The organism is Kitasatospora azatica KCTC 9699, from assembly GCF_000744785.1.
GTDB classification, from domain to species: domain Bacteria; phylum Actinomycetota; class Actinomycetes; order Streptomycetales; family Streptomycetaceae; genus Kitasatospora; species Kitasatospora azatica.
Map to the genome: position 1 here is coordinate 2674588 of NZ_JQMO01000003.1, position 23846 is coordinate 2698433.

Annotated in this window: 22 protein-coding genes and 1 pseudogene; 14 read left to right on the forward strand and 9 right to left on the reverse strand. The window is 70.6% G+C overall.

Annotation, left to right across the window (positions count from 1 at the left end):
* The first annotated feature begins 9 nt into the window (after positions 1-9).
* Both BR98_RS22590 and BR98_RS22595 read left to right on the forward strand, forming a co-directional pair.
* Positions 10-1446, forward strand: coding sequence for a CCA tRNA nucleotidyltransferase (locus BR98_RS22590; RefSeq protein ID WP_035853446.1), 1437 nt, complete (start codon positions 10-12; stop codon positions 1444-1446).
* 166 nt (positions 1447-1612) lie between these two features.
* Positions 1613-2329 (forward strand): hypothetical protein, encoded by a 717-nt coding sequence (locus tag BR98_RS22595; RefSeq protein WP_063774933.1) that lies wholly within the window; start codon positions 1613-1615, stop codon positions 2327-2329.
* On the opposite strand, the gene BR98_RS22600 is transcribed toward BR98_RS22595, so the two are convergent.
* The 3 genes from BR98_RS22600 to BR98_RS22610 form a co-directional block, all read right to left on the reverse strand.
* Complete coding sequence (locus tag BR98_RS22600; RefSeq protein WP_407639486.1) at positions 2322-3659, reverse strand: MFS transporter; 1338 nt, start codon at positions 3657-3659, stop codon at positions 2322-2324. The genes BR98_RS22595 and BR98_RS22600 overlap by 8 nt on opposite strands.
* Positions 3660-3802: 143 nt before the next feature.
* Positions 3803-4885, reverse strand: coding sequence for an inositol-3-phosphate synthase (locus BR98_RS22605; RefSeq protein ID WP_035847227.1), 1083 nt, complete (start codon positions 4883-4885; stop codon positions 3803-3805).
* Between the two features lie 143 nt (positions 4886-5028).
* Entirely contained in the window at positions 5029-5706 is a 678-nt protein-coding gene (locus BR98_RS22610) for a PadR family transcriptional regulator (protein WP_035847228.1), read from the reverse strand.
* Positions 5707-6114: 408 nt separating this feature from the next.
* On the opposite strand from BR98_RS22610, the gene BR98_RS22615 reads away from it, so the two are divergent.
* Together BR98_RS22615 and BR98_RS22620 are read left to right on the forward strand one after the other, a co-directional pair.
* Positions 6115-8847: a transglycosylase domain-containing protein gene (locus BR98_RS22615; protein WP_232247489.1), complete on the forward strand. Its 2733-nt coding sequence runs from the start codon at positions 6115-6117 to the stop codon at positions 8845-8847.
* Between the two features lie 114 nt (positions 8848-8961).
* Positions 8962-10650, forward strand: a complete 1689-nt coding sequence (locus tag BR98_RS22620) for a glycosyltransferase family 87 protein (RefSeq protein ID WP_083977570.1) — start codon at positions 8962-8964, stop codon at positions 10648-10650.
* Here the strand turns inward: BR98_RS22620 and BR98_RS22625 are convergent.
* The 3 genes from BR98_RS22625 to BR98_RS22635 form a co-directional block, all read right to left on the reverse strand.
* The gene (locus tag BR98_RS22625) at positions 10533-11693 is read right to left on the reverse strand and encodes an alanine racemase (protein ID WP_083976847.1); all 1161 of its coding nucleotides are present in this window, start codon (positions 11691-11693) and stop codon (positions 10533-10535) included. The two genes, BR98_RS22620 and BR98_RS22625, sit on opposite strands and share 118 nt — an antisense overlap.
* Before the next feature lie 16 nt (positions 11694-11709).
* Positions 11710-12828 carry a lipid II:glycine glycyltransferase FemX gene (locus BR98_RS22630; RefSeq protein ID WP_035847229.1) on the reverse strand — a complete coding sequence of 373 codons (1119 nt, stop codon included), beginning with the start codon at positions 12826-12828 and terminating at the stop codon, positions 11710-11712.
* Between the two features lie 185 nt (positions 12829-13013).
* Entirely contained in the window at positions 13014-13310 is a 297-nt protein-coding gene (locus BR98_RS22635) for a hypothetical protein (RefSeq protein ID WP_035847230.1), read from the reverse strand.
* 313 nt (positions 13311-13623) lie between these two features.
* Between BR98_RS22635 and rpsF the strand changes: the two genes are divergently transcribed.
* From rpsF to rplI, 4 genes are all read left to right on the forward strand, one after another.
* Positions 13624-13914 (forward strand): 30S ribosomal protein S6, encoded by a 291-nt coding sequence (gene rpsF, locus BR98_RS22640; protein ID WP_035847231.1) that lies wholly within the window; start codon positions 13624-13626, stop codon positions 13912-13914.
* Positions 13915-14012: 98 nt separating this feature from the next.
* Positions 14013-14636 (forward strand): single-stranded DNA-binding protein, encoded by a 624-nt coding sequence (locus BR98_RS22645; protein WP_035847232.1) that lies wholly within the window; start codon positions 14013-14015, stop codon positions 14634-14636.
* Between the two features lie 75 nt (positions 14637-14711).
* Positions 14712-14948, forward strand: coding sequence for a 30S ribosomal protein S18 (gene rpsR / locus BR98_RS22650; protein ID WP_030304537.1), 237 nt, complete (start codon positions 14712-14714; stop codon positions 14946-14948).
* A 17-nt stretch (positions 14949-14965) separates the two neighbouring features.
* A complete protein-coding gene (rplI, locus tag BR98_RS22655; RefSeq protein ID WP_035847233.1) occupies positions 14966-15406 on the forward strand; it encodes a 50S ribosomal protein L9 in 441 nt (146 codons plus the stop codon).
* A 126-nt stretch (positions 15407-15532) separates the two neighbouring features.
* On the opposite strand, the gene BR98_RS22660 is transcribed toward rplI, so the two are convergent.
* On the reverse strand, positions 15533-16861 hold the full coding sequence (locus BR98_RS22660; protein WP_035847234.1) for an MATE family efflux transporter: 1329 nt from the start codon (positions 16859-16861) through the stop codon (positions 15533-15535).
* 505 nt (positions 16862-17366) lie between these two features.
* On the opposite strand from BR98_RS22660, the gene dnaB reads away from it, so the two are divergent.
* The 3 genes from dnaB (at position 17367) to BR98_RS22675 (ending at position 20758) form a co-directional block, all read left to right on the forward strand.
* Entirely contained in the window at positions 17367-18884 is a 1518-nt protein-coding gene (gene dnaB, locus BR98_RS22665; protein ID WP_035853457.1) for a replicative DNA helicase, read from the forward strand.
* Between the two features lie 104 nt (positions 18885-18988).
* On the forward strand, positions 18989-19423 hold the full coding sequence (locus tag BR98_RS22670; RefSeq protein ID WP_035847235.1) for a YciI family protein: 435 nt from the start codon (positions 18989-18991) through the stop codon (positions 19421-19423).
* A 60-nt stretch (positions 19424-19483) separates the two neighbouring features.
* On the forward strand, positions 19484-20758 hold the full coding sequence (locus tag BR98_RS22675; RefSeq protein ID WP_035847236.1) for an RNA polymerase sigma factor: 1275 nt from the start codon (positions 19484-19486) through the stop codon (positions 20756-20758).
* A 25-nt stretch (positions 20759-20783) separates the two neighbouring features.
* Here BR98_RS22675 and BR98_RS22680 read toward each other — a convergent pair whose 3' ends face one another.
* Positions 20784-21113: a DUF1330 domain-containing protein gene (locus tag BR98_RS22680; protein ID WP_035847237.1), complete on the reverse strand. Its 330-nt coding sequence runs from the start codon at positions 21111-21113 to the stop codon at positions 20784-20786.
* A 107-nt stretch (positions 21114-21220) separates the two neighbouring features.
* On the opposite strand from BR98_RS22680, the pseudogene BR98_RS40455 reads away from it, so the two are divergent.
* Together BR98_RS40455 and BR98_RS39555 are read left to right on the forward strand one after the other, a co-directional pair.
* Positions 21221-21850: pseudogene (locus BR98_RS40455) on the forward strand (HAD family hydrolase); the annotation flags it as partial.
* Positions 21827-22510, forward strand: a complete 684-nt coding sequence (locus tag BR98_RS39555) for a class I SAM-dependent methyltransferase (protein WP_157538204.1) — start codon at positions 21827-21829, stop codon at positions 22508-22510. The pseudogene BR98_RS40455 and the gene BR98_RS39555, both read left to right, overlap by 24 nt.
* Before the next feature lie 60 nt (positions 22511-22570).
* On the opposite strand, the gene BR98_RS22690 is transcribed toward BR98_RS39555, so the two are convergent.
* Positions 22571-22984: a winged helix-turn-helix transcriptional regulator gene (locus BR98_RS22690; protein WP_051970070.1), complete on the reverse strand. Its 414-nt coding sequence runs from the start codon at positions 22982-22984 to the stop codon at positions 22571-22573.
* A 108-nt stretch (positions 22985-23092) separates the two neighbouring features.
* On the opposite strand from BR98_RS22690, the gene BR98_RS40460 reads away from it, so the two are divergent.
* Positions 23093-23755 carry an FMN-dependent NADH-azoreductase gene (locus BR98_RS40460; protein WP_035847238.1) on the forward strand — a complete coding sequence of 221 codons (663 nt, stop codon included), beginning with the start codon at positions 23093-23095 and terminating at the stop codon, positions 23753-23755.
* Positions 23756-23846: the final 91 nt, after the last annotated feature.

Here is a 23846-nt window from a genome sequence, read left to right on the forward strand (position 1 = left end):
AGCACCGCTCTGCCAGGCCTGAGCGAGGCCCAGACGCTGGGCCTGCAGGAGCTGCTCCGGGTCTCCCCGGTGGCGGACGAGATCGCCCGGCGGTTCCAGGAGGCCGGCTTCCGGCTGGCCCTGGTCGGCGGCTCGGTGCGGGACGCGCTGCTCGGCCGGCTCGGCAACGACCTGGACTTCACCACCGACGCCCGGCCCAAGCAGGTGCTCAAGCTGGTCAAGGGCTGGGCGGACGCCGTCTGGGACGTCGGCATCGCCTTCGGCACGGTGGGCGCGCGCAAGGACACCGCGGACGGCAGCTTCCTGATCGAGATCACCACCTACCGCTCCGAGGCCTACGACCGCAGCTCGCGCAAGCCCGAGGTGACCTACGGCGACACCATCGAGCAGGACCTGGTCCGCCGCGACTTCACGGTCAACGCGATGGCCGTCGACCTGCCCGGGCGCGGGTTCATCGACCCGCACCACGGACTGGAGGACCTCGAGGCGCGGCTGCTGCGCACCCCCGCGACCCCCGAGGAGTCCTTCTCCGACGACCCGCTGCGGATGATGCGGGCCGCCCGGTTCGCCGCCCAGCTGGACTTCACCCCGGCCCCCGAGGTGGTCGCGGCCATGACCGCGATGGCCGAGCGGATCACCATCGTCTCCGCCGAGCGGGTCCAGGCCGAGCTCAACAAGCTGCTGATCTCCCAGCACCCGGTCAAGGGCCTGCGGTTGCTGGTCGACACCGGCCTGGCCGAGTACGTGCTGCCGGAGCTCCCGGCGCTGCGGCTGACCGAGGACGAGCACCACCGGCACAAGGACGTCTACGAGCACTCGCTGACCGTGCTGGAGCAGGCGATCGACCTGGAGCAGGACGGCCCCGACCTGACGCTGCGGCTGGCCGCGCTGCTGCACGACATCGGGAAGCCGCGCACCCGTCGCTTCGAGTCGGACGGCCGGGTCTCCTTCCACCACCACGAGATGGTCGGCGCCAAGATGACCCGCAAGCGGATGCGGGAGCTGAAGTACTCCAAGGAACTGATCGACGACGTCTCGCGACTGGTCGAGCTGCACCTGCGCTTCCACGGCTACGGTGGCGGGGAGTGGACCGACTCCGCGGTGCGCCGCTACGTCACCGACGCCGGCCCGCTGCTCGAACGCCTGCACAAGCTGACCCGCTCGGACTGCACCACCCGCAACAAGAAGAAGGCCGCCACCCTCTCGCGCACCTACGACGGCCTTGAGGACCGGATCGCCCAGCTCAAGGAGCAGGAGGAGCTGGACGCGATCCGCCCCGCGCTGGACGGCAACCAGATCATGGAGCTGCTCGGCCTCAAGCCGGGCCCCGAGGTGGGCAAGGCCTACAAGCACCTGCTGGAGCTGCGCCTCGAGCACGGCCCGATGGAGCACGAGGCGGCGGTGGCGGCGCTGAAGGAGTGGTGGGCGGGGGAGCAAGGGGAGTGAAGCCCGGAGGAGCCCCGAGTTTCAAGATCCCAAAGTGGCCTGAGGCACTTTAGAACTTTCGCTCGAAGGTATGGCTACCTACCAGTTCATGTGACTGGCCGATCAGCGTGCCGTTGCTCTGGTCGAGTGAGGAGACCGTCTCCTCCTCGAAAGGAGCGTGATGGCGATGTCCGTCGACGCAGTGCTGTTGGAGTCCCCGACCATGCGAGCCCGGGTCTGCGACCGGGTCGAGGTGCTGAACCGGGTGCGGGCGCTGAGCCTGATGCCCGACGGGGTGCACGTGACCACCGAGGGGGTGGCGGCGTACTTCGAGGTGAGCCTCAAGACGATCCGCTCGGTGGTGCTCGACCACGGCGCCGAGCTGGGGTCCAACGGGTACACCGTGCTGACCGGTGGGCGACTGAGCTCCTTCAAGGAGCTCAGTGGGATCCAGTCCCGCGCCCGTTCCCTCGCGCTCTTCACGCGGCGGACCGTGCTCAACGTCGCGATGCTGCTGCGCGACAGCGAAACCGCACGTCAGGTGCGGTGCCACCTGCTGGACGTCGAGGAGCGGGCCCGTCACCGGCCTGTGGACAACCGCGGAGTGCCCCCTGTGGACAACCCTGTGGGCGCGCCAGCGGGGAGTGTGGACGCCGCGGTGGCCCGGGTCGCGGAGGCGGTGGTGCGGGGCGTGATCGCCACCTCCGTGGTGCCGCTGCTGAACGTGATCGTCGAGGAGGTCGGCCACAACAGCCGCAAGCTCGACGCGGTGGTCGACCGGGTCGACCGGCTGGAGCGGGTGGTGCTGGACGACGACCAGCGGACGGCGGCCCGGCGCCGACTGCGGCTGCTCCGGGCCATCGACGAGGGCGTGGACGAGGAGCTGATGGACGACTTCAGCTGACCTGATGATCGGGGTGGCGGCGCGCCGCGCGGGCGTAGAGGGCGGCGCTCAGGGCGTAGACCACCGCCACTCCGAGCACCACGGGTACCGAGCGCCCGTGGAGCGGCAGGACCAGCGCGGTGACGGCGGCCGCGGCCACGAAGGCGACGTTGAAGAGCACGTCGTAGAGGGCGAAGACGCGTCCCCGGTAGTCGTCCTCCACCGAGTTCTGCACGATCGTGTCGGCGCAGATCTTGGTGGCCTGGGTGACCACCCCGAGCAGCAGTGCGGCGGCCATCACCGGCCCGGTGGTGAAGAAGAGGCCGAGTGCGGGGACGAAGAGCGCGGCCGAGCCGAGGCAGGCGACCATCCAGCCGGTCAGGCCGAGCCGGCGGGTGAACCAGGGGCTGACCACCGCGGCCAGGAAGAAGCCGAGCGCCGAGAAGGCCAGCGCGGTGCCGAGGGTGGCCAGCCCGCCCTGGGCGTCGGAGGCCTCGTTGAAGGTGTACCGGGAGAGCATCAGCACCGTGACGATCAGCACCCCGTAGCAGAACCGTGCGGCGGTGACGGCGGCCAGCGCGTGCACGGCCGGCCTGCTCTGCCGGACCAGGTGCCGCATGCCGTCGGCGAGGGCCCGGCCGGCCTGGCCGAGGGCGGCGCGCAGGTCGGGTCGGTCGGGGTGGTGCTCGGGGCCCAGCAGCTCGGGGTCCATCCGGTGTGCGGCCAGCGCGGCGGCCAGGTAGAGCGCGGCGGCCAGCGTGACCAGCGCGGCGTCGGCCTGCGGCCCGGGCGGCAGTATCTGGTGGAAGAGGAAGCCGATGCCACCACCGCAGGCGGCCGCGACCGTGCCGGCGGTGGGGGAGAGGGCGTTCGCGGTGACCAGCTGGCCCGGTGCGACCACCCGGGGGAGGGCAGCGGACAGGCCCGCCAGGATGAACCGGTTGAGCGCGGTGACCAGCAGCGCGGCGGCGAAGAAGAGCCACTCGGGAGCTTGGCCGAGCAGCAGCCCGGCGGTGACCAGGCCGAGGCCGAAGCGGGCCAGGTTGCCCAGGTAGAGGACCTCGCGGCGGCGCCAGCGGTCGAGCAGCACGCCGGCGAACGGACCGACCACGGAGAACGGCAGCAGCAGCACCGCGAGCATCGAGGCGATGTCGGAGGGGGTGGACTGGCGCTCCGGGGAGAAGATCACGTACGAGGCCAGTGAGACCTGGAAGACCCCGTCGGAGAGCTGGGAGAGCAGTCGGGCGCTCAGCAGCCGGCGGAAGTCCCGGGTGCGTAGCAGCGCGCCGAGGGTGGTGCGACCGGTGTCAGGGCTGCTGGGGGCCGAAGCCGGCCGTCGGGTGATCGCCACCCGCCCAGGGTGTCATGACGATGGCCGATGTTTCACGTGAAACATCGGCCATCGTCACTCACTGCGTGTCAGAAGAGCGGATCAGCGCTCGCTCTGAAAAGTCGCGACCCGCTGCGGAGCAGCTGATCGATGCGGCGCTACGCTCAGCGCTCGACCTCGCCGCGGATGAACTTCTCGACGTTCTCCCGGGCCTCGTCGTCGAAGTACTGCACCGGCGGGGACTTCATGAAGTACGAGGACGCCGACAGGATCGGGCCACCGATGCCGCGGTCCTTGGCGATCTTCGCCGCGCGCACCGCGTCGATGATCACGCCGGCCGAGTTCGGGGAGTCCCAGACCTCGAGCTTGTACTCCAGGTTCAGCGGGACGTTGCCGAACGCGCGACCCTCGAGGCGGACGTACGCCCACTTGCGGTCGTCGAGCCAGGCGACGTAGTCGGACGGGCCGATGTGCACGTTCTTCGAACCCAGCTCGCGGTCGCGGACCTGCGAGGTGACGGCCTGGGTCTTGGAGATCTTCTTGGACTCCAGGCGGTCACGCTCGAGCATGTTCTTGAAGTCCATGTTGCCGCCGACGTTCAGCTGCATGGTGCGCTCGAGCAGGACACCGCGGTCCTCGAAGAGCTTCGCCATCACGCGGTGCGTGATGGTGGCGCCCACCTGGGACTTGATGTCGTCACCGACGATCGGCACGCCGGCCTCGGTGAACTTGTCCGCCCACTCCTTGGTGCCCGCGATGAACACCGGCAGGGCGTTCACGAAGGCGACCTTGGCGTCGATGGCGCACTGGGCGTAGAACTTCGCCGCGTCCTCGGAGCCGACGGGCAGGTAGCAGACGAGCACGTCGACCTGGCGGTCCTTGAGGACCTGCACGACGTCGACCGGCTCCTCGGCGGACTGCTCGATGGTCTCGAGGTAGTACTTGCCGAGGCCGTCCAGGGTGTGACCCCGCTGCACGGTGACGCCGGTCGGCGGCACGTCGCAGATCTTGATGGTGTTGTTCTCGCTGGCGCCGATGGCGTCGGCCAGGTCGAAGCCGACCTTCTTGGCGTCGACGTCGAACGCCGCGACGAACTCGACGTCCTTGACGTGGTACTCGCCGAACTGGACGTGCATCAGGCCGGGGACCTTACCGGCCGGGTCGGCGTCCTTGTAGAACTCGACACCCTGCACCAGCGACGCGGCGCAGTTGCCGACGCCCACGATGGCTACGCGAACCGAACCCATTCCGGTTGCTCCCTGTATCTCGTGAGGTCCGCCGGAGACCGGCGGTCCTCGTCCTGCATTTCATCTGGATCTGACTGTCTGACGGGCGCGCACTCACGCCCATTTCCCGTCGCGTGGCAGAGCCGGACGCGGCGGTGGCACTCCTAGGCGGAGCGCCCCGGGCGGTCGTGCGGTGGCTGGGGCGGATCTGGGGATCCGTCCTCGCGGCCACGGCCGTCCGAAGACTGTGGTGTCGCGGGCCCGCCCGGTACGGTGCGTCCGCTCCGGTTGGCCCGCTCGGTCTCGATCAGTTCGTTGAGCCAGCGGACCTCGCGCTCCACCGACTCGAGACCGTGTCGCTGCAGCTCGAGCGTGTAGTCGTCGAACCGCTCGCGGGTGCGGGCGATCGACGAGCGCATCCGCTCCAGCCGCTCCTCCAGCCGGCTGCGCCGACCCTCCAGTACGCGCATCCGCACCGCCCGGTCGGTCTGACCGAAGAAGGCGAAGTGCACACCGAAGTGCTCGTCCTCCCAGGCGTCCGGACCGGAGTCGGCGAGCAACTCCTCGAAGCGCTCCTTGCCCTCCGGGGAGAGCCGGTAGACGATCTTCGACCGCTTGCCGTTCAGCGCGGTGGCCGGGACGTACTCGGTGTCGGGGTTGTCCTCCACCAGGAAGCCCTGGGCGACCAGGTTCTTCAGGCAGGGGTAGAGCGTGCCGTAGGAGAAGGCGCGGAACGAGCCGAGCAGGATGTTCAGTCGCTTGCGCAGCTCGTAGCCGTGCATCGGAGCGTCATGCAGAAGGCCGAGGACGGCGAACTCCAGCACTCCTGAGCGCCTGCTCACACTGCCCACCCTTCTTATGCCGCTTCGATGTATCGACTCGATATATCGAGAACGATAGGCCGAGGTCACGATTGGGGCAAGGGGGGCACGGGTGAATGTGATCACAAGCGTCCGCAGAGTCGTCGCACAGGGGCGCGAGGCACCGGTCCGCGCGCGAGGTCAAGGCCAACTCGGGGGTTCTTGGCAACGGGCATGTAATGATCTGCTGGTGTTTCGCGGCATTTGATGCTGTTTGCCGGAAATTTCCCTCATTCGCACTGCGTACGCTGTCGCGTGTGCACGAGGACCACCTCCGGGGATGCGGCCGGAAGCCTCTGGTGTCCGACCAGAGGGGCCTAAGGCGGTTGCGGGCATCGCAAGGAGATCCTGCTGAGCAGGCGTCCCGCCTGGCCTAGGAGTTACTGGACTATGAGCGAACACCGGCGCCGGTCGCCCAACTCGGGCGGCGGCGAGCAGCCGCCCGGCCCGCCGAGCGGCCAACGCCCGTACGCCTACGGCACTCCGCCCGATGGCGCGCCGTCGTACGACACCCCCGGTCGCCCGACGCCCCGTCGGGCCGGTGGGCAGTCGGGCAGTCGGGCGACCGCTCAGCAGCCCCGGATGACCCGGGCCGAGATGCGCAAGGCCGCTCAGAAGGGCGGTCGCAAGGGCGACGGCGGTGGCGCCGGCAAGGGCCCCGGCAAGGGCGGGCGCGGCGACGGCGCCAAGCCGCCGGGCAAGAAGCGCTTCATCGACTACCCGCGCTGGGGCAAGAGCGGCGTGCGCCGGTGGCTGCCGTCCTGGAAGCAGCTGCTGACGATCTTCCTGCTCTTCTTCGGCGGCGGCGTGGCGGCGGTCGGCACCGCCTACGCGATGACCTCGGTGCCGCAGCTCAAGGACATCGCCCCGGCCCAGAACAACATCTACTACTGGGCCGACGGCAGCGAGATGACCCGCACCGGCCAGTCCAACAGACAGATCGTCCAGATCGCCGACATCAACAAGTCCGCGCAGGACGCGGTGATCGCCGCCGAGAACGAGACCTTCCGCTCCGACAACGGCATCGACCCCAAGGGCATCGCCCGCGCCGTCTACAACATGGCGTCCGGCCAGGCCACCCAGGGCGGGTCGACGATCACCCAGCAGTACGTGAAGAACGCCTACCTGAGCCAGGACCAGACGGTCACCCGCAAGCTCAAGGAGTTCTTCATCACGCTGAAGCTCAACCAGCAGGTGTCCAAGGACACGATCCTGGAGGGCTACCTCAACACCAGCTGGTTCGGCCGCAACTCCAACGGCATCCAGGCAGCGGCGCACGCCTACTACGGCGTGGAGGCCAAGGACCTGAACCCCTGCCAGAGCGCGATGCTGGCCGGCCTGCTCAAGGGCGCGGGCTACTACGACCCCTCGCTGAGCGCCGCCAACCACACCCGGATGTTCGGCACCCCCAGCGACCCGGCCAGCGGCCGGTGGGAGTGGATCCTGAGCAAGATGGTCAAGATCAAGGCCATCACCCAGGACCAGATGGACCAGTGCACCAAGGCGGGTCTGCCCGAGCCGATCAAGCAGCAGCCCGCGAGCAACCTGAACGGCCAGGTCGGCTACATCGTCGACACGGTCAACAAGTACATCGAGGGCAAGGACCCGTCGATCACCGAGGCCGCCCTCGGGCACGGTGGCTACCGGATCCACACCACCCTGCAGAAGGACAAGGTGGACATGCTCTCCAAGGCCGTCGACGAGATGGCCCAGAAGAACCTGGATCCGGCCAAGCGCCCCAACAACGACAACTTCGTCCAGGTCGGCGCCGCCTCGGTGGTGCCCGGGGACGGCGCGCTGGTGGCCATCTACGGCGGTCCCGGCATCGACAAGGGCCAGTACAGCAACAACGCGGACACCACCGGTGTCCCGGTCGGCTCGACCTTCAAGCCCTACGTGCTGGCCACCGCGATGCAGGACGGCGTGCTGACCCAGACCGGTCCGGACGGCAAGCCGATGCGGATCAACGAGGACAGCCGCTACAACGCCGACGACCTGAGCACCATCCGCAAGCCGGACGGCTCACTGGTCATCGACACCACCACCGGCAAGCCGTTCAAGCAGAAGAACGACGAGAGCGGCCCGCAGGGCTACGTGACCCTGCGCCAGGCCATGATCCAGTCCTTCAACGTGCCCTTCGTCCAGCTCGGCGAGGACGTCGGCGGACCCAACGTGGCCAAGCTGGCCAACCAGATGGGTCTGAGCATGTCGGCCATGCCGACCTCGAACCAGAGCACCGCCGCCTTCGCGATCGGTACCTCCACCCCGAGCGCGATCCAGATGGCCTCCGGCTACTCGGTCTTCGCCGCCCGCGGGCAGCAGGCCCCGATGTACCCGGTGACGAAGGTCGAGTTCAACGGCAAGGCGCTGCCCTCCTTCACCAAGGCGGCCCCGAAGCAGGTGCTCGACCAGGCGGTCGCCGACAACATCACCAGCGTGCTGCAGGACGTGGTGCAGAGCGGTACCGGTACCAAGGCCAAGGCCGTCGGCCGCCCGGTCGCCGGCAAGACCGGTACCACCGACAAGGGCACCTCGGCCTGGTTCGACGGCTACACGCCGCAGTTGGCCACCGCGGTCACCATGTTCCGTGAGGACGCGAGCCACCCCGGCCTGCTCTCACTGATCGGGACCGGTGGCAAGAGCTCCTTCTACGGTGGTGACCTGCCGACCGAGATCTGGGCCAGCTACATGAAGAACGCGGTGGCCGGCATGCCGGTGACGGACTTCCCGACGCCGCAGGCGGTGAACACCGAGGTCGACTCCTCGGGCGCGCCGAGCACCGCCTCGCCGTCGGCCTCGGCCTCGGCCAGCGACTCCGCCTCGGCCACCGCGGCGCCGACCACCCAGGCCCCGACCGCGGCGCCGACCACCCAGGCGCCGACCACCAAGGGCCCGGGCGGCGGCCCGGAGACCTGCCTGCCCGGCGTGGACTGCACGAGCCCCCCGGCGACCTCGACCAAGACGCCAGGCGGCGGCAGCAGCACCGGATCGAGCTGCATCCCGCTGTTCGACTGTCCGTCCGGGACGCCGACACCGACCGCGACCAAGACCAAACCCGGTGGCGGGGGCGGCAGCTCGACGGCGACGCCCACCGGTGCCGGCACGGCGGCGGCGACACCGTAGCGACGAAGGACCCGAGCCCGGCGGCCCCGCACTCCTGCGGGGCCGCCGGTGTTTTCAGGGCTTGGTGTGGACCAGTCCTCGTCCGAGCAGCGCTCGTGCGGCAGTATGTCCGCCATGACGTCGAGTACGCATGACGAGACCGCCGCCGAGGCCGTCCCGGTGGACCAGGCCGAGGAGCCGCTGCCCACCGCCGAAGGCCCGCTGCCCAACACCGTCGTCGTTCCCGCGGACGAGGACCCGGTCGCGGCGGCCGGCAGCGAGCTGATCGGCGGCCCGCCCGGACGCCGCGCCCTGCTCGGCGTCTCCTGGTGGATCCCGGCCCGGTTCCTGGCGCTGGCCACCGTGCTCACCTACGCGCTCGGCCTGGTGCAGAAGCTGCCCTGCTACACCAGCGGCTGGTTCTTCGGCGCCACCACCCAGTACACCCACGCCTGCTACAGCGACATCCCGCACCTGTACAGCGCCCGCGGCCTGGCGCAGGGCCTGCACCCGTACCTCGACATGCTGCCGCAGCCCACTCCGGACATGAAGTTCCTGGAGTACCCCGTGCTGACCGGCCTGTTCATGCAGATCGCCGGCTGGCTGACCCCCACCGGCGGGGTGATCCAGGACCGCGAGCGGTGGTTCTGGATGGTCAACGCCGGGATGCTGCTGATCTGCGCGGTGGTCACGGTGATCGCGCTGACCCGCACCCACCGCCGCCGCCCCTGGGACGCGCTGCTCTTCGCGCTGGCCCCGGCGCTGGCCCTGAACTCCACCATCAACTGGGACCTGCTCGCGGTCGCCCTGACCGCCGTCGCGATGGCCTACTGGGCGAACAGCCGCACCCTGCTGGCCGGCGTCTTCATCGGCCTGGCCACCGCCGCCAAGCTCTACCCGCTGCTGCTGCTCGGGCCGCTGCTGGTGCTCTGCTGGCGGGCCGGCCGCTGGCGCGCCTTCTGGCAGGCCACCGGCGGCGCGGTCGGCGCCTGGCTGCTGGTCAACGTCCCGATCATGGCCGCCAGCTGGGACGGCTGGGCCACCTTCTACACCTTCAGCCAGACCCGCAAGGAGGACTTCGGGTCCTTCTGGATGATCCTGATGCAGGACCGCAACCAGGCCCTGGACAGCCTCAACACCTGGATCGCCGTGCTGCTGGTCGCCAGCTGCCTGGCCGTCGGCTGGCTGACCCTGTCCGCCCCGCGCCGCCCGCGCTACGCCCAGCTGGTCTTCCTGGTGGTGGCCGCCTTCGTGCTCACCAACAAGGTCTACTCGCCGCAGTACGTGCTCTGGCTGATCCCGCTCGCCGCGCTGGCCCGGCCGCGCTGGCGGGACTTCCTGATCTGGCAGGCCTGCGAGGTGCTCTACTACCTCGGCATCTGGTCCTACCTGGCCTACACCGGCGACAGCAAGCAGCACGGGATCGGGCAGGACTGGTACCACTTCGCGGTGATGCTGCACCTGGTCGGCACGCTCTACCTGTGCGCGGTGGTGGTCCGCGACATCCTGCGCCCGGACCGCGACCCGGTGCGCTGGGACGGCAGCGACGACCCGTCCGGCGGGGTGCTGGACTTCGCCCCCGACGTCTTCGTGCTCGGCTCGGCCCGCCGGCTGCGCGAGGAGGCCGGCTACGCGGCCTTCGCCCCGGCGGCCCAGGAGTCCTCGGCTTCCTCGGCGGACGGCGTGGACTGGCTGACTCCGGAGGATCAGCCCCCGGCGGATTCCATCGCCCCCGAGGCAGCCGCGCCGGGCGCGCCGGTGGACTCGCTCGAGTCGGGCGCGGCGGCCGAGGCCGCCGAGTCGATGGCCGAGGGCTCGGCCTGACGGTCCACCACGCGGTCGAAGTGCGTCGTGGTGTGCCGCACGGTGACCGGTAGCTCGTCGCCCACCGCCGGCGGCTTCCCGCCGGCGGGCAGGAAGACGATGCTCACCTGCATGTGCGGCGGCTCGGCGAACCAGAGCTGACGCCCGTTCCACTGGTACGGCGACAGCGTCCGGTTCAGCGTGGCGAGCCCGGCCCGGGCGATCCCCTTGAGCCGCGGCAGCAGCCCCTGGACGTACTTGGGCGCCTCCAGGCCGATGCCGTGCGCGGTGCCGCCGGAGACCACCAGCAGGTGCCCGTCGGAGGGCGCCTTGTGCTGGCGGTAGCCGTACCGGTCACCGCGGCGCACCGCCGTCACGTCCAGCACGGTGGACCGGGCGTGCAGTGAGCCGACGTCGCCGAGCCAGAGCCGGGTGCCGATCCGGGAGCGGAACTCGGTGCCCGGGTGACGTTCGGTCAGCTCGGCCACCCCGGCCGCGCTCAGATGGCTCAGGAAGACCGTGCCGGTGGGCAGGCCGACCGCGCCGACCGCCCGCACCCAGTCGTCGACCTCGGCCACCGGGTCCGAGCCGTCCGGCCGGTCCAGCGGCAGGTGCAGCGCGAAGCCCGCCACCCGGTGGGGTCCGGCGGCGGTCCGGGTCCCGGCCAGCCGCGTCAGGTCGGCCCGGTCGATGCCGTGCCGGCGCATGCTGGTCATGCACTCCACCACCACGCGCTGCCCGGCCAGGGCGCGCAGCGCCTCCAGACTGGCCACCGTCCGCAGCACCCGGCCCTGCGGCAGCCCGGGGTCCGGCTCGCCGATCCGGTACGGCCTCAGCACCAGCACCTCGCCCTGGTACCCGCTCGCCAGCACCTCGGCGGCCTCCTCGGCGGTGCCGACCGCCAGCAGGCCGGTCCCCAGCAGCTGCGTCTCCTCGGCCAGTCGCTGGTTGCCCAGGCCGTAGCCGTTGCCCTTGGCCACCGGGACCAGGCCGGGGAACTCGGCCAGCAGCGCGCGCTGCTGCGCCCGCCAGCGGTCGGTCTCCACGTACAGCGAAAGGGTCATCGAGCTCTCCCCACCGTCAACGGCGAGACATGTAGAGGTCCAGCGCCTTGTGCAGCAGCTTGTTCAACGGGAAGTCCCACTCGCCCAGGTACTCGGCCGCCTGGCCGCCAGTGCCGAGCTTGAACTGGATCAGCCCGAACAGCGGGTCCTCCTCGTCCAGCGTGTCGCTGATCCCGCGCAGGTCGTACAGGCCGGCGCCGAGCGCGTAGGCGTCGCGCATCATCCGCCACTGGATCGCGTTGGACGGCTTGACCTCGCGCTTGTGGTTGGCCGAGGCGCCGTAGGAGTACCAGACGTGCTCGCCGACGGTGAGCATGGTGGTCGCCGCCAGCGGCTCCCCGTCGTGGTACGCCAGGTAGAGCCGCATCCGGTTCGGGTCCTCGGAGGTCAGCGCCTGCCACATGCGCTGGAAGTAGGCCAGCGGGCGCGGGGTGAAACGGTCCCGCTCGGCGGTGACCAGGTAGAGCTCGTGGAAGACCGCCAGGTCCTCGTAGCTGCCCTGGACCACCTCGACGCCGCTCTTCTCGGCCTTCTTGATGTTGCGCCGCCAGAGCTGGTTGAAGCCGCGCTGGATGTCGTCCAGCGAGCGGTTGGCCAGCGGCACCTGGAAGACGTAGCGCGGCTGCACGTCGCCGAAGCCCGCGCCGCCGTCCTCGCCCTGCAGCCAGCCGGTCCGGCGCAGCTGGTCCGCCGCCTCGAAGGCCCGCGGCTCGTACCAGTCCGGCTCGACGTCGCGCAGCCGCTTGGCCTGCCCGCTGCCGATCGCCTCCTTGATGGTCAGCGCCTCCCAGCGCCGGATCACCACCGGCGGCCCCATCTTCACCGAGAACGCGCCCTGCTCCTTGAGGTGCGCCAGCATCGGGCGCAGCCAGCGGTCCAGGTCCGGGTCGAACCAGTCGATCACCGGGCCCTCGGGCAGGTAGGCCAGGTAGCGCTTGACCTTCGGCAGCTGCCGGTAGAGCACCAGGCCGGCGCCGACCACGGCCCCCGAGCTGTCGATCCAGCCGATCGACTCGCTGCGCCACTCCGCCTTGACCTCGCCCCAGGAGGGCACCTGCATATGGCTGGCCGACGGTCGGCCGCGCAGGAAGTCGAGGTGCTCCTCACGGGTGATCGTCCTCAGACGCAGGCTCATGCTCGGGGTGCTCCTTGGCTGGTTGATGGACTCTGTGACCCTATCGCCCGAATGGTCCGTTTCGGTCGGGTCTCGCGCGGCGCGTTGACGGAACCCTAGGGGCCGCAGCGGGCGAGTGGGTTCCGGGAACTGCGAACGGCGCTCTCCCGAAGGGGAGCGCCGTCGCATGCGCCGGGTGCGCCTGGCTACCAGAGCCCGCCGTGCGCCAGCCCGATGCCCAGGCCGAAGGCCGACATCGCCAGCGAGATCACCAGCACGAACCGTTCGGCCGTGGTCACCGAGATGAACTGCCCCCACAGGCCGGTGACCACGCCGGCCACCCCGGTCCAGGAGCTCAGCATGTGCACGCTGTGAAAGAAGGAGCTGATGAAGGCCACCAGGCCGAGGATCACGGTCAGCCCCACCAGGGTGTTCTCCCTGGGGTGGCGATGGCCGTCGGTGTTGAGGGTGAGCGCGGGGAATCGGTGGACGGTCTGTGCCATGGAACCCACCTCCAGCAAAGGGGGACAAGCAGGGCGTCAGCGGTACCTGTGTACCCGTTCTGCCCAGATTGCGCCCCTTGAGACCCGGCGGCAATCGATGGGCGTTTTGTTCGGCCGGATGGGTGCGGGTAGGCTGTGCGATCTGCACTGGTGTATTTGTGCCCCCGCATGCCCGCTGGTCGGGATCGGGGCCGAGTGTCGGACCCGCCCACTACGGTGGACCGTGGTCGGCACCACTCCAGTGTCGACGCCGTACAACCCTCCTGCCACGGAGAGACCGTGGCCGTTGAGTCCAAAGGAGGTGGGTTTACCCATGCGTCACTACGAGGTGATGGTCATCCTCGACCCCTCGGTCGAGGAGCGCGCTGTCTCCCCCCTGATCGAAGGCTTCCTCAACGTTGTCCGCACTGGTGGCGGCACCGTCGAGAAGATCGACACCTGGGGCCGTCGCCGCCTGGCGTACGAGATCAAGAAGCAGCCCGAGGGCATCTACTCGGTCATCGACCTCAAGGCCACGCCTGAGGTCGTCAAGGAGCTCGACCGCCAGCTGTCGCTGAGCGAGTCGGTTCTGCGGACCAAGGTCCTGCGCCCGGACACCCACTGAGTCATCGTCGGGGCCACTGCGGCCCTGATGGCTCGCGTCCGATGTTTCACGTGAAACATCGCTGAACGGAACTCCTCCTCCCGAGAGGTCAGCACACCATGGCAGGCGAGACCGTCATCACCCTCGTCGGCAATCTCGTCGACGACCCCGAGCTGCGTTTCACCCCCTCGGGTGCGGCGGTCGCGAAGTTCCGCATCGCGTCCACTCCCCGCACCTTCGACCGTCAGACGAACGAGTGGAAGGACGGCGAGAGCCTCTTCCTCACGTGCAACGTCTGGCGTCAGCCGGCGGAGAACGTGGCCGAGTCGCTGCAGCGCGGCATGCGCGTGATCGTGCAGGGCCGACTGCGCCAGCGGTCTTACGAGACCAAGGAAGGCGAGAAGCGGACGGTCTTCGAGGTCGAGGTCGACGAGGTCGGTCCGAGCCTGCGTTCGGCGACCGCCAAGGTGACCCGGGCCAACCGGGCCGGCGGTCCTGGCGGTGGTCCTGGTGGTAGCGGCTTCGGCGGCGGCCAGCAGGGCGGCGGTCAGGCCGGCGGCGGCTGGGGTGGCAACTCCGGCGGTGGCCAGGGTGGCGGCGGCTGGGGTGGCAACTCCGGTGGCGGCCAGTCCGGCCCGGCCGACGACCCGTGGGCGTCCAGCGCTCCCTCTGGTGGCAACCAGGGTGGCGGCGGCTGGGGTGCCCCGGCTGGTGGCGGCTACTCGGAAGAGCCTCCGTTCTAAGAGCTGACAGATTTCGTGCGACCCGGGCACCGTCCTCGGACGGTCCTGGATCGTGATCCTCATTTGGAGCACACCATGGCGAAGCCGCCTGCTCGCAAGCCGAAGAAGAAGGTTTGCGTCTTCTGCAAGGACAAGGTCAACTACGTTGACTACAAGGACACGAACCTGCTGCGGAAGTTCATCTCCGACCGTGGCAAGATCCGTGCCCGCCGGGTCACCGGCAACTGCACCCAGCACCAGCGTGACGTCGCCACGGCCGTGAAGAACAGCCGTGAGATGGCCCTGCTGCCCTACACCAGCACCGCGCGCTAAGAGAGGGTGACCGAAGAATGAAGATCATCCTCACTCACGAGGTCTCCGGCCTCGGTGGCGCCGGCGAGGTCGTCGAGGTCAAGGACGGCTACGCCCGCAACTTCCTGGTCCCGCGTGGCTTTGCCATCCGCTGGACCAAGGGCGGCCAGAAGGACGTCGACGCGATCCGTCGCGCCCGCAAGGTCCACCAGATCCAGACCCTCGAGGCGGCCAACGAGGTCAAGGCCACCCTCGAGGGCCTGCAGGTCAAGCTGTCGGTCCGGTCCGGCGACGCCGGCCGGCTGTTCGGCTCGGTCACCCAGGCCGACGTCGTCGAGGCCGTCAAGGCCGCCGGCGGCCCGGTGGTGGACAAGCGCGCTGTCACGATCGCCTCGCCGATCAAGACCGTGGGCACCCACAAGGTCTCCGTGAAGCTGCACGCCGACGTCGCGGCCAACCTCGACGTCGTCGTCGCCTGAACCAGCCTCCAGCAGGCCGGTCCGGCACGGTAGCCGTAACCCCGAGGGCCGGGGTCTCCTTCACGGGAGACCCCGGCCCTCGGGCGTTTCCGGTGCGGACGTGCTGCGGCGGGAGGTGCTGGGCCCTCAGGCGCGGACGGCTCCGGTGACCAGCCAGTGGCCGGTGCGCGTCCGGCCCGCCATGAAGGCGCCGCGCACCAGCATGAAGAGGTTGAGCGCCCACCAGAGCCCGGTCAGCCCCCAGCCCATGGCCGGCACCGCCAGGGCCACCGGCGCGAACACGGCCAGCGTGGCCAGCATCGCCCAGGCCAGGTACGGGCCGTCGCCGGCGCCCATCAGCACCCCGTCCAGCACGAATACCAGGCCGGCCGCCGGCTCGGTCAGCGCGACCAGCAGCAGCACCGCCAGCAGCTGCTGCCGCACCGCCGGGTCCGGGGTGAAGAGCGGCACGTACAGCGGCCGGGTGAGCACCACCAGCAGGGCCAGCACCACCCCCGAGCCGATGCCCCACTCGACCATCCGCCGGGTGGCCGCCCGGGCCCCTGACGGGTCGTCGGCCCCCAGGTAGCGGCCGATGATCGCCTGCCCGGCGATCGCGATCGCATCCAGCGCGTAGGCCAGGAAACCCCACACGGCCATGGCGATCTGATGGGCCGCCATCTCCCGGTCGCCGAGCCGGGCGGCCACCGCGGTGGCCAGGACCAGGATCGCGCGCAGGCAGCAGGTGCGGACCAGCAGCGGCCCGCCGGCCCGCGCGCAGGCCCGGATCCCGGCCGCGTCCGGGCGCAGTCGGGCCCGCTCCCGCCGGGCGCCGCGGACCACCACGAAGACGTACACCGCGGCCATCGCGGTCTGGGCGATGACGGTGCCCCAGGCCGAGCCGGCCACGCCCAGGCCGGCGCCGTAGACCAGGCCGAAGTTGAGCGCGAGGTTGCCGGTGAAGGCGCCGATCGCGACCAGCAGCGGGGTGCGGGTGTCCTGCAGTCCGCGCAGCACCCCGGTGGCGGCCAGCACCATCAGCATCGCGGGGATGCCGAGGGTGCTGATCCGCAGGTAGGTCACGGCGTACGGGGCGGCGGTGTCCGAGGCGCCCAGGGCGGTGGCGACGGCGGGCGCCAGCAGGTAGCTGAGCAGGGCGACCGGGACCGCGAGCAGCAGCGCCAGCCAGATGCCGTCCAGACCCTGCTGGACGGCCGCCCGGCGGTCGCCGGCGCCGATCCGGCGGGCCACCGCGCCGGTGGTCGCGTAGGCGAGGAAGACGAAGACCCCGGTGAGGGTGGACAGCGCGGCGCCGGCCACGCCGAGTCCGGCCAGCTGGGCGGTGCCGAGATGGCCGACGATGGCGGAGTCGCCGATCAGGAAGAGCGGTTCGGCGACCAGCGAGCCGAAGGCCGGCAGCGCCAGGGCGAGGATCTCGCGGTCGTGCCGGCGTCTGTGCGGGATCACCGATGTCATGCGGGTACCGTAACCATCCACAGGTAAGTACTGCAATGCTCTTGTGTCCATTACTAGAACCTGTGAGCGAATCGTTGTCAGGGTAGGCCCGCCGGCCCGGCCCCAGCTGTGTGAAGTTTTTCTCATGCACAGCCGGTGGATAGTGTCATCGCAGGTCAGCGAGTTGACACCGAAGCGATGGTGTGGTTATCCACAAGGCTTTCCCCACCCTTGTGCACAGCTTTCGGGCAGTTGTCCACAGTGAGGGGCCCGTCGTCCACAGGGGGTGTGGATAACTTCGGTGATCTGGCTTGGTCCCAGCCGGGCCCGCCCCTTAGCGTGGTCGCTCATCCGACGCGCCGCACTCCCACCCGGCGACCGCCCTGTCGGTCCCGTGGCGTATGAAGGAGGTGGACCGGACCGTGCTCTCGTCCGTTCACCCGGGCCACCGCGCCTTCGCACCACATTCGCACCGCTCGCTGATCGGGGAAGACGCGTGACCGGCCCCCAGTACGACGACCACGACGTGCCGCCGCCCCCGGAGGACGACTGGCAGCCGACTGACGACGCCTTCGGCGCGAGCTTCCCCAGCGAAGGACCGAGCGACCGGCTGCCGGTCGCCCGCAAGCGTGACGGCGCGGACTTCCGCAAGGGTGACTCGCGCGGCGGCGACTTCCGCAAGCGGGACGAGGAGCGCGGCCGGGAGGGCGCCGCCGAGGGCTTCGAGCGGGTACCGCCGCAGGACATCCCCGCCGAGCAGTCCGTGCTCGGCGGCATGATGCTCTCCAAGGACGCCATCGCCGACGTGGTCGAGGTGCTCAAGCCGCTCGACTACTACCGCCCCGCCCACGAGCTGATCCACAGTGCGATCCTCGACCTCTACGCCCGCGGCGAGCCGGCCGACCCGATCACCGTCGCCAGCGAGCTCACCAAGCGCGGCGAGCTCACCCGGGTCGGCGGCCCCGGCTACCTGCACACCCTGGTCAACTCCGTCCCGACCGCCGCCAACGCCGAGTACTACGCCGAGATCGTCCACGAACGCGCCGTGCTGCGCCGCCTGGTCGAGGCCGGCACCCGGATCGCCGGCATGGGCTACGCCGCCGAGGGCGACGTCGACGAGATCGTCAACGCCGCCCAGGCCGAGATCTACGCCGTCACCGAGCAGCGCACCAGCGAGGACTACGCCCCGCTCGCCGACATCATGGAGGGCGCCCTCGACGAGATCGAGGCGATCGGCTCCCGCCAGGGCCAGATGTCCGGCGTCCCGACCGGCTTCGCCGACCTGGACGCGCTGACCAACGGGCTGCACCCGGGCCAGATGATCGTGATCGCGGCCCGACCCGCCATGGGAAAGTCGACTCTGGCCCTGGACTTCTCGCGGGCCTGCTCGATCACCAACGGCCTGCCGAGCGTGATCTTCTCGCTCGAGATGGGGCGCAACGAGATCGCCATGCGTCTGCTCTCGGCCGAGGCACGGGTGGCGCTGCACCACATGCGGTCGGGGAACATGACCGACGACGACTGGACCAGAGTCGCCCGCCGGATGCCGGACGTCACCGCAGCGCCGCTCTACATCGACGACTCGCCGAACCTGTCGATGATGGAGATCCGCGCCAAGTGCCGCCGGCTCAAGCAGCGCAACGACCTCAAGCTGGTGGTCATCGACTACCTCCAGCTGATGCAGTCCGGTGGTTCGCGGCGGGCGGAGAGCCGCCAGCAGGAGGTCTCGGACATGTCCCGAAACCTCAAGCTGCTGGCCAAGGAGCTGGAGGTCCCGGTGATCGCGCTGTCCCAGCTGAACCGTGGTCCCGAACAGCGCACCGACAAGAAGCCGATGGTCTCGGACCTGCGCGAATCGGGCTCGATCGAGCAGGACGCCGACATGGTGATCCTGCTCCACCGCGAGGACGCCTACGAGAAGGAGTCCCCCCGCGCGGGCGAGGCCGACCTGATCGTTGCCAAGCACCGTAACGGCCCGACGGCGACCATCACCGTCGCCTTCCAGGGCCACTACTCGCGATTCGTCGACATGACGCGGGACTGACCAAGAAATCTCACCCGAGTTGTCGATTCGGTCGGGTCCCGCTCGACGCATGGGTGGAGGCTGAGAAACGGCCCCCTGATCGAGAGCCCGAGGAGCTGTTGGCGATGCGTTTCATGATGATCGTGCGGTCCGACGAGAAGACCGAGGCGGGCGAGCTGCCGAGCCGGGAACTGATCGAGGCGATGAGCCGCTACAACGAGGAGCTGGCCAAGGCCGGCGTCCTGCTGGCGATGGACGGGCTGCACCCCAGCTCGAAGGGGTTCCGGGTCTCCTTCGACGGCGCGGGGCGCAGCACGGTGACCGACGGGCCGTTCGCGGAGGCGAAGGAACTGATCGCCGGCTACTGGGTGATCCAGGTGAAGACCCCCGAGGAGGCCGTCGAGTGGGCCCGCCGGGTGCCGTACGGTGACGGTGGCGTGCTGGAGCTGCGGCAGGTCTTCGAGGCCACCGACTTCCCCGAGGAGGTCTTCACGCCCGAGGCCCGCGAGCGCGAGCAGGTGCTGATCGACGAGCTCAAGCGCAAGCAGGCGGACCACTAGCGGAAGCGGTTCCGCTGCGGGGTTGCGGTGGGTGGCGGGGCGTTGCTCTGATGGGCTGTTGTGACGAGCAGCGACCCCAACGCCACCGTGGCCGCCGTCTGGCGGATCGAGTCGCCGCGGCTGATCGCGGGGCTGACCGGGCTGACCCGGGACCTCGGGGTGGCCGAGGAGCTGGCCCAGGACGCGCTGGTGGCCGCGCTGGAGCAGTGGCCGGTGGAGGGCGTCCCGCGCAATCCGGGGGCCTGGCTGATGACCACCGCCAAGCGCCGGGCGATCGACCTGATCCGGCGCCGGGAGGTGCTGGCCCGCAAGCTCACCGAGCTCGGCCACGAGCTGGCCGTCACCGAACCGGAGCCAGGGCCCGAGCAACTGGTCGAGCGGGCCGACGGGATCGAGGACGACCTTCTGCGGCTGGTCTTCACCGCCTGCCACCCGGTGCTCTCCACCGAGGCCCGGGTGGCGCTCACCCTGCGGCTGCTCGGCGGGCTGACCACCGAGGAGATCGCCCGGGCCTTCCTGGTGCCGGAGTCGACGGTGGCGCAGCGGATCGTCCGGGCCAAGCGGACCCTGGCCAAGGCCGGGGTACCGTTCGAGGTGCCGGCCGGGCCGGAGCTGGCCGAGCGGTTGGACTCGGTCCTCGAGGTGGTCTACCTGATCTTCAACGAGGGCTACGCGGCCACCGCCGGGCGGGACTGGATGCGGCCCGAACTCTGCGAGGAGGCGCTGCGGCTGGGCCGGATCCTGGCGGGGCTGATGCCCGCGGCGGCGGAGGTGCACGGGCTGGTGGCGCTGCTGGAGATCCAGGCCTCCCGGTCGGCGGCCCGGCTGGCGCCGGACGGTGCGCCGGTGCTGCTGCTCGATCAGGACCGGGGCCGCTGGGACCAGTTGCTGGTCCGGCGCGGTCTGGCGGCGCTGGACCGGGCCGAGTCGCTGTCCGCGGCGGCGGGCGAACCGCTGGGCGACTACACGCTGCAGGCCGCGATCGCCGCCTGCCACGCCCGGGCGGTGCGGCCGGAGGAGACGGACTGGGTGCGGATCGCCGCGCTGTACGAGGCGCTGGCCCGGCGGGCGCCGTCGCCGGTGGTGGAGTTGAACCGGGCGGTGGCGCTGGGGATGGCCTTCGGTCCGGCCGCCGGCCTGGCCCTGGTCGAGGAGCTGACCGAGGAGCCGGCGCTGCGCGGCTACCACCTGTTGCCCGCGGTCCGCGGTGACCTGCTGGCCCGCTTGGGACGCGGCGCCGAGGCCCGGGTGGAGTTCGAGCGGGCGGCGGCGCTGACCCGCAACGAACGCGAGCGGGCGCTGCTGCTGGTCCGGGCGAAGGAGTGCGGGGCTTGATCCGGCTGGGCCGGATCCGGCCTGGTCAGGCCGCGTCGGCGAACCGCTGCCCGGCCCGGTAGCCGTCCGGCACGCCGCCCACCAGCAGCACGTCGCCGACCGAGTTGTCGGTGCGCAGCGGCAGGATCTCCCGGTAGGCGGGGGAGTCGTACCAGGCCTGGGCCCGCGCCAGGTCGGGGAACTCGATGATGATCAGGTCGCCGGCCCAGCTGCCCTCCCGAAGGTCGATCGGATTGCCGTGGATCAGGAAGCGGCCGCCGAAGAGGTCGAGGGTGGCGTCGATGCGCTGCAGGTACTCGATGATCTGCGGGCCGAAGTCGACCGAGTGCAGGTGGCCGAGGGCGTAGGCGGTCATGGTGTCCTCCGGGTCTGTGAGCTGTTTCGAACCGCTCGGTCCGATGGGAAGAACGCTACGGACCGGGCGCCGAGGGCGAATCAGTCAGCCGTAGGTAGCCTGTCCCGGTGATCGAACTGGTGCTCTTCGACTGTGACGGCGTGCTGGTGGACAGCGAGCGGATCGCGGTCCGGGTGCAGGCCGAGGTCGGCGCCGAACTGGGCTGGCCGCTGACCGAGGCCGAGGTGCTGGACCGGTTCGTCGGCAAGTCCACCGCCTCGATCGGCGAGCAGGTGGCCGAGCGACTCGGCGCGGCGGCGGCCGAGCGCTGGCAGCTGCGCTTCGAGGAGCTGCACCGGGCGGCCGTGGACCGGGAGTTGACCGCGGTGCCGGGTGTCGAGCAGGCGCTCGCCGGGCTGCGGCTGCCATCCTGCGTGGCGTCCAGCGGAAGTCACCTGAAGATGCGTCACACCCTGGGCCGGACCGGCCTGTACGGGTACTTCGAGGGCCGGATCTTCAGCGCCACCGAGGTCGCCCGGGGCAAGCCGTTCCCCGACCTGTTCCTGCACGCGGCCGAGCGGATGGGGGTGCGGCCGGAGCACTGCGTGGTGGTCGAGGACAGCAAGTACGGCGTCCGGGCGGCCCGGGCGGCCGGTATGCGGGCGCTGGGCTACGCGGGCGGGCTGACCCCGGCCGACTGGCTGGCCGAGGAGGGCGCGACGGTCTTCACCGACATGCGCGAGTTGCCCCGGCTGCTGGGCGAGCTGGCGTCGGCGGACCAGGCAGTGTCGCAGCCAGCAGACCAGGCGGCAGACCAGGCAGGGGACCAGCCGGCGGGCACGGTCGGCTACGCGGCCGCGGCCGACCGGCTGGTCGAGCAGTACGAGGGGGTGACCTTCGAGCAGGTCCACCGCCAGGTGCTGCACCTGCTGCCGCCCGTACCGGCCCGGGCGCTGGACCTGGGCGCGGGCACCGGCCGGGACGCCGCCGCGCTGGCCGCCCGCGGCTACGCGGTGACCGCCGCCGAACCCACCGCGGCGCTGCGCGCGCACGGCGAGCGCCTGCATCCGGACGCCGGGGTGCGCTGGGTGGCCGACGCGCTGCCGGAGCTGTCCGGGATCCGCGCCGAACGGTTCGAACTGGTCATGGTCACCGCGGTCTGGATGCACCTGGCCCCGGCCGAGCGGGCGGCGGCGATGCGGAGCGTGGCGGCGCTGCTGGCGCCCGGCGGCACGCTGCTGATGACGGTGCGGCACGGTCCGGTGCCGGCCGGGCGGCGGATGTTCGAGGTGCCGGCCGAGGAGATCCTGGCTCAGGCGCGGGCGGCCGGCCTGCGCGAGGTGCACCGGGACGAGCGCGCCGATCTGCACGGTCGCGCGGGTGTGCGCTGGACCGAGCTGGGGTTCGTCCGCGCGTGACGGCTCGGCGAAGTCGCGCGTGGCGCCTCACCGAATCCGATGGTGACGGTGTAGCGGAGTTCAGCAGCTCCGCGGCAGCTCCGGCAGGTGGACGGCCGCCCAGCTGCGCAGTTCCTCCAGCGCCGGGCCGAGTGCCCGGCCCGCCTCGGTCAGCCGGTAGCTGACCCGCAGCGGCGGCCCCTCGTCCACCTCGCGGAGCACCAGACCTGCCTCGGTCAGCTCGGAGAGCCGGTCGGACAGCATCCGTTCGCTGATCCCGGGGATCGCCCGGCGAAGCTCGGCGAAGTGCGCCGAGTGCTGGTTCAGCACGGCCACCACCAGCCCGGTCCAGCGCTTGCCGAGCAGCGCGAAGACCCTGGTCAGGCCCAGGTCCACACTGCCGCACGGACCGGCCGTGGCGACACACGCCTCGAAGTCCGCGGGTAGCGACTCGGCGGTGATCACGGCGATCGGCTCCAACTCTGGCTCACCCATGCGTCCAGGGTACCCGCCGCACGCTAGTGACTAATAAAAAGTAAGCTGCTACCGTAAAGACAGTTGCCAAGGAAACGGTAGCTACTATCAGAACGTTGGAGGACTGCCATGCCCACGCTGCTGCACATCGACTCGTCGGCCCTGACCGAGGGCTCGGTCTCCCGCGAGGTCACCGCCACCTTCGTCCGCGAGTGGCAGGCCGCCCACCCGGAGGGCACCGTCGTCCACCGCGACCTCGGCGCCGAGCCGGTGCCGCACCTGACCGCCGCCGGCATCACCAGCGCCTTCACCCCCGCCGAGCACCGCTCCGCCGAGCAGCAGGCCGCCTTCGCACTGCGCGAGGAGCTGATCGAGGAGCTGGAGCAGGCCGACGCCGTGCTGATCGGCGCCCCCATGTACAACTTCACGATCCCCTCCACGCTGAAGGCCTGGCTGGACCAGGTGATCCTGGTCGGCCGCACCGGCGGCGGCCAGGACACCACGGTGGCCGGCAAGCCGGTGACGGTGGTCGCCTCGCGCGGTGGCTCCTACGTGCCGGGCAGCCCGCGCGCCGACTACGAGTTCGCCACCAGCTACCTGGAGAAGGTGCTGACCGGGATGATGAACGTGACGGTCGACCTGGTGGTGAGCGAGTTCACGCTGGCCCGGGTCAACCCGGCGCTCGCCGACTTCATCGACACCGCCGACGCCTCCAAGGCGCAGGCCCACCAGGAGGCCGCGGCCAAGGCCAAGGCGCTGGTCGCGCGGCTGACCGAGCCGGTCTCCGCCTGACGCTCCGTCCGCTGACGGTCCGTCGGACGGGGGTCGACGGACCGTCGCGGGGTGGCGACGATGCTCACCCTCCCGGGCGCGCCTGCCGGGC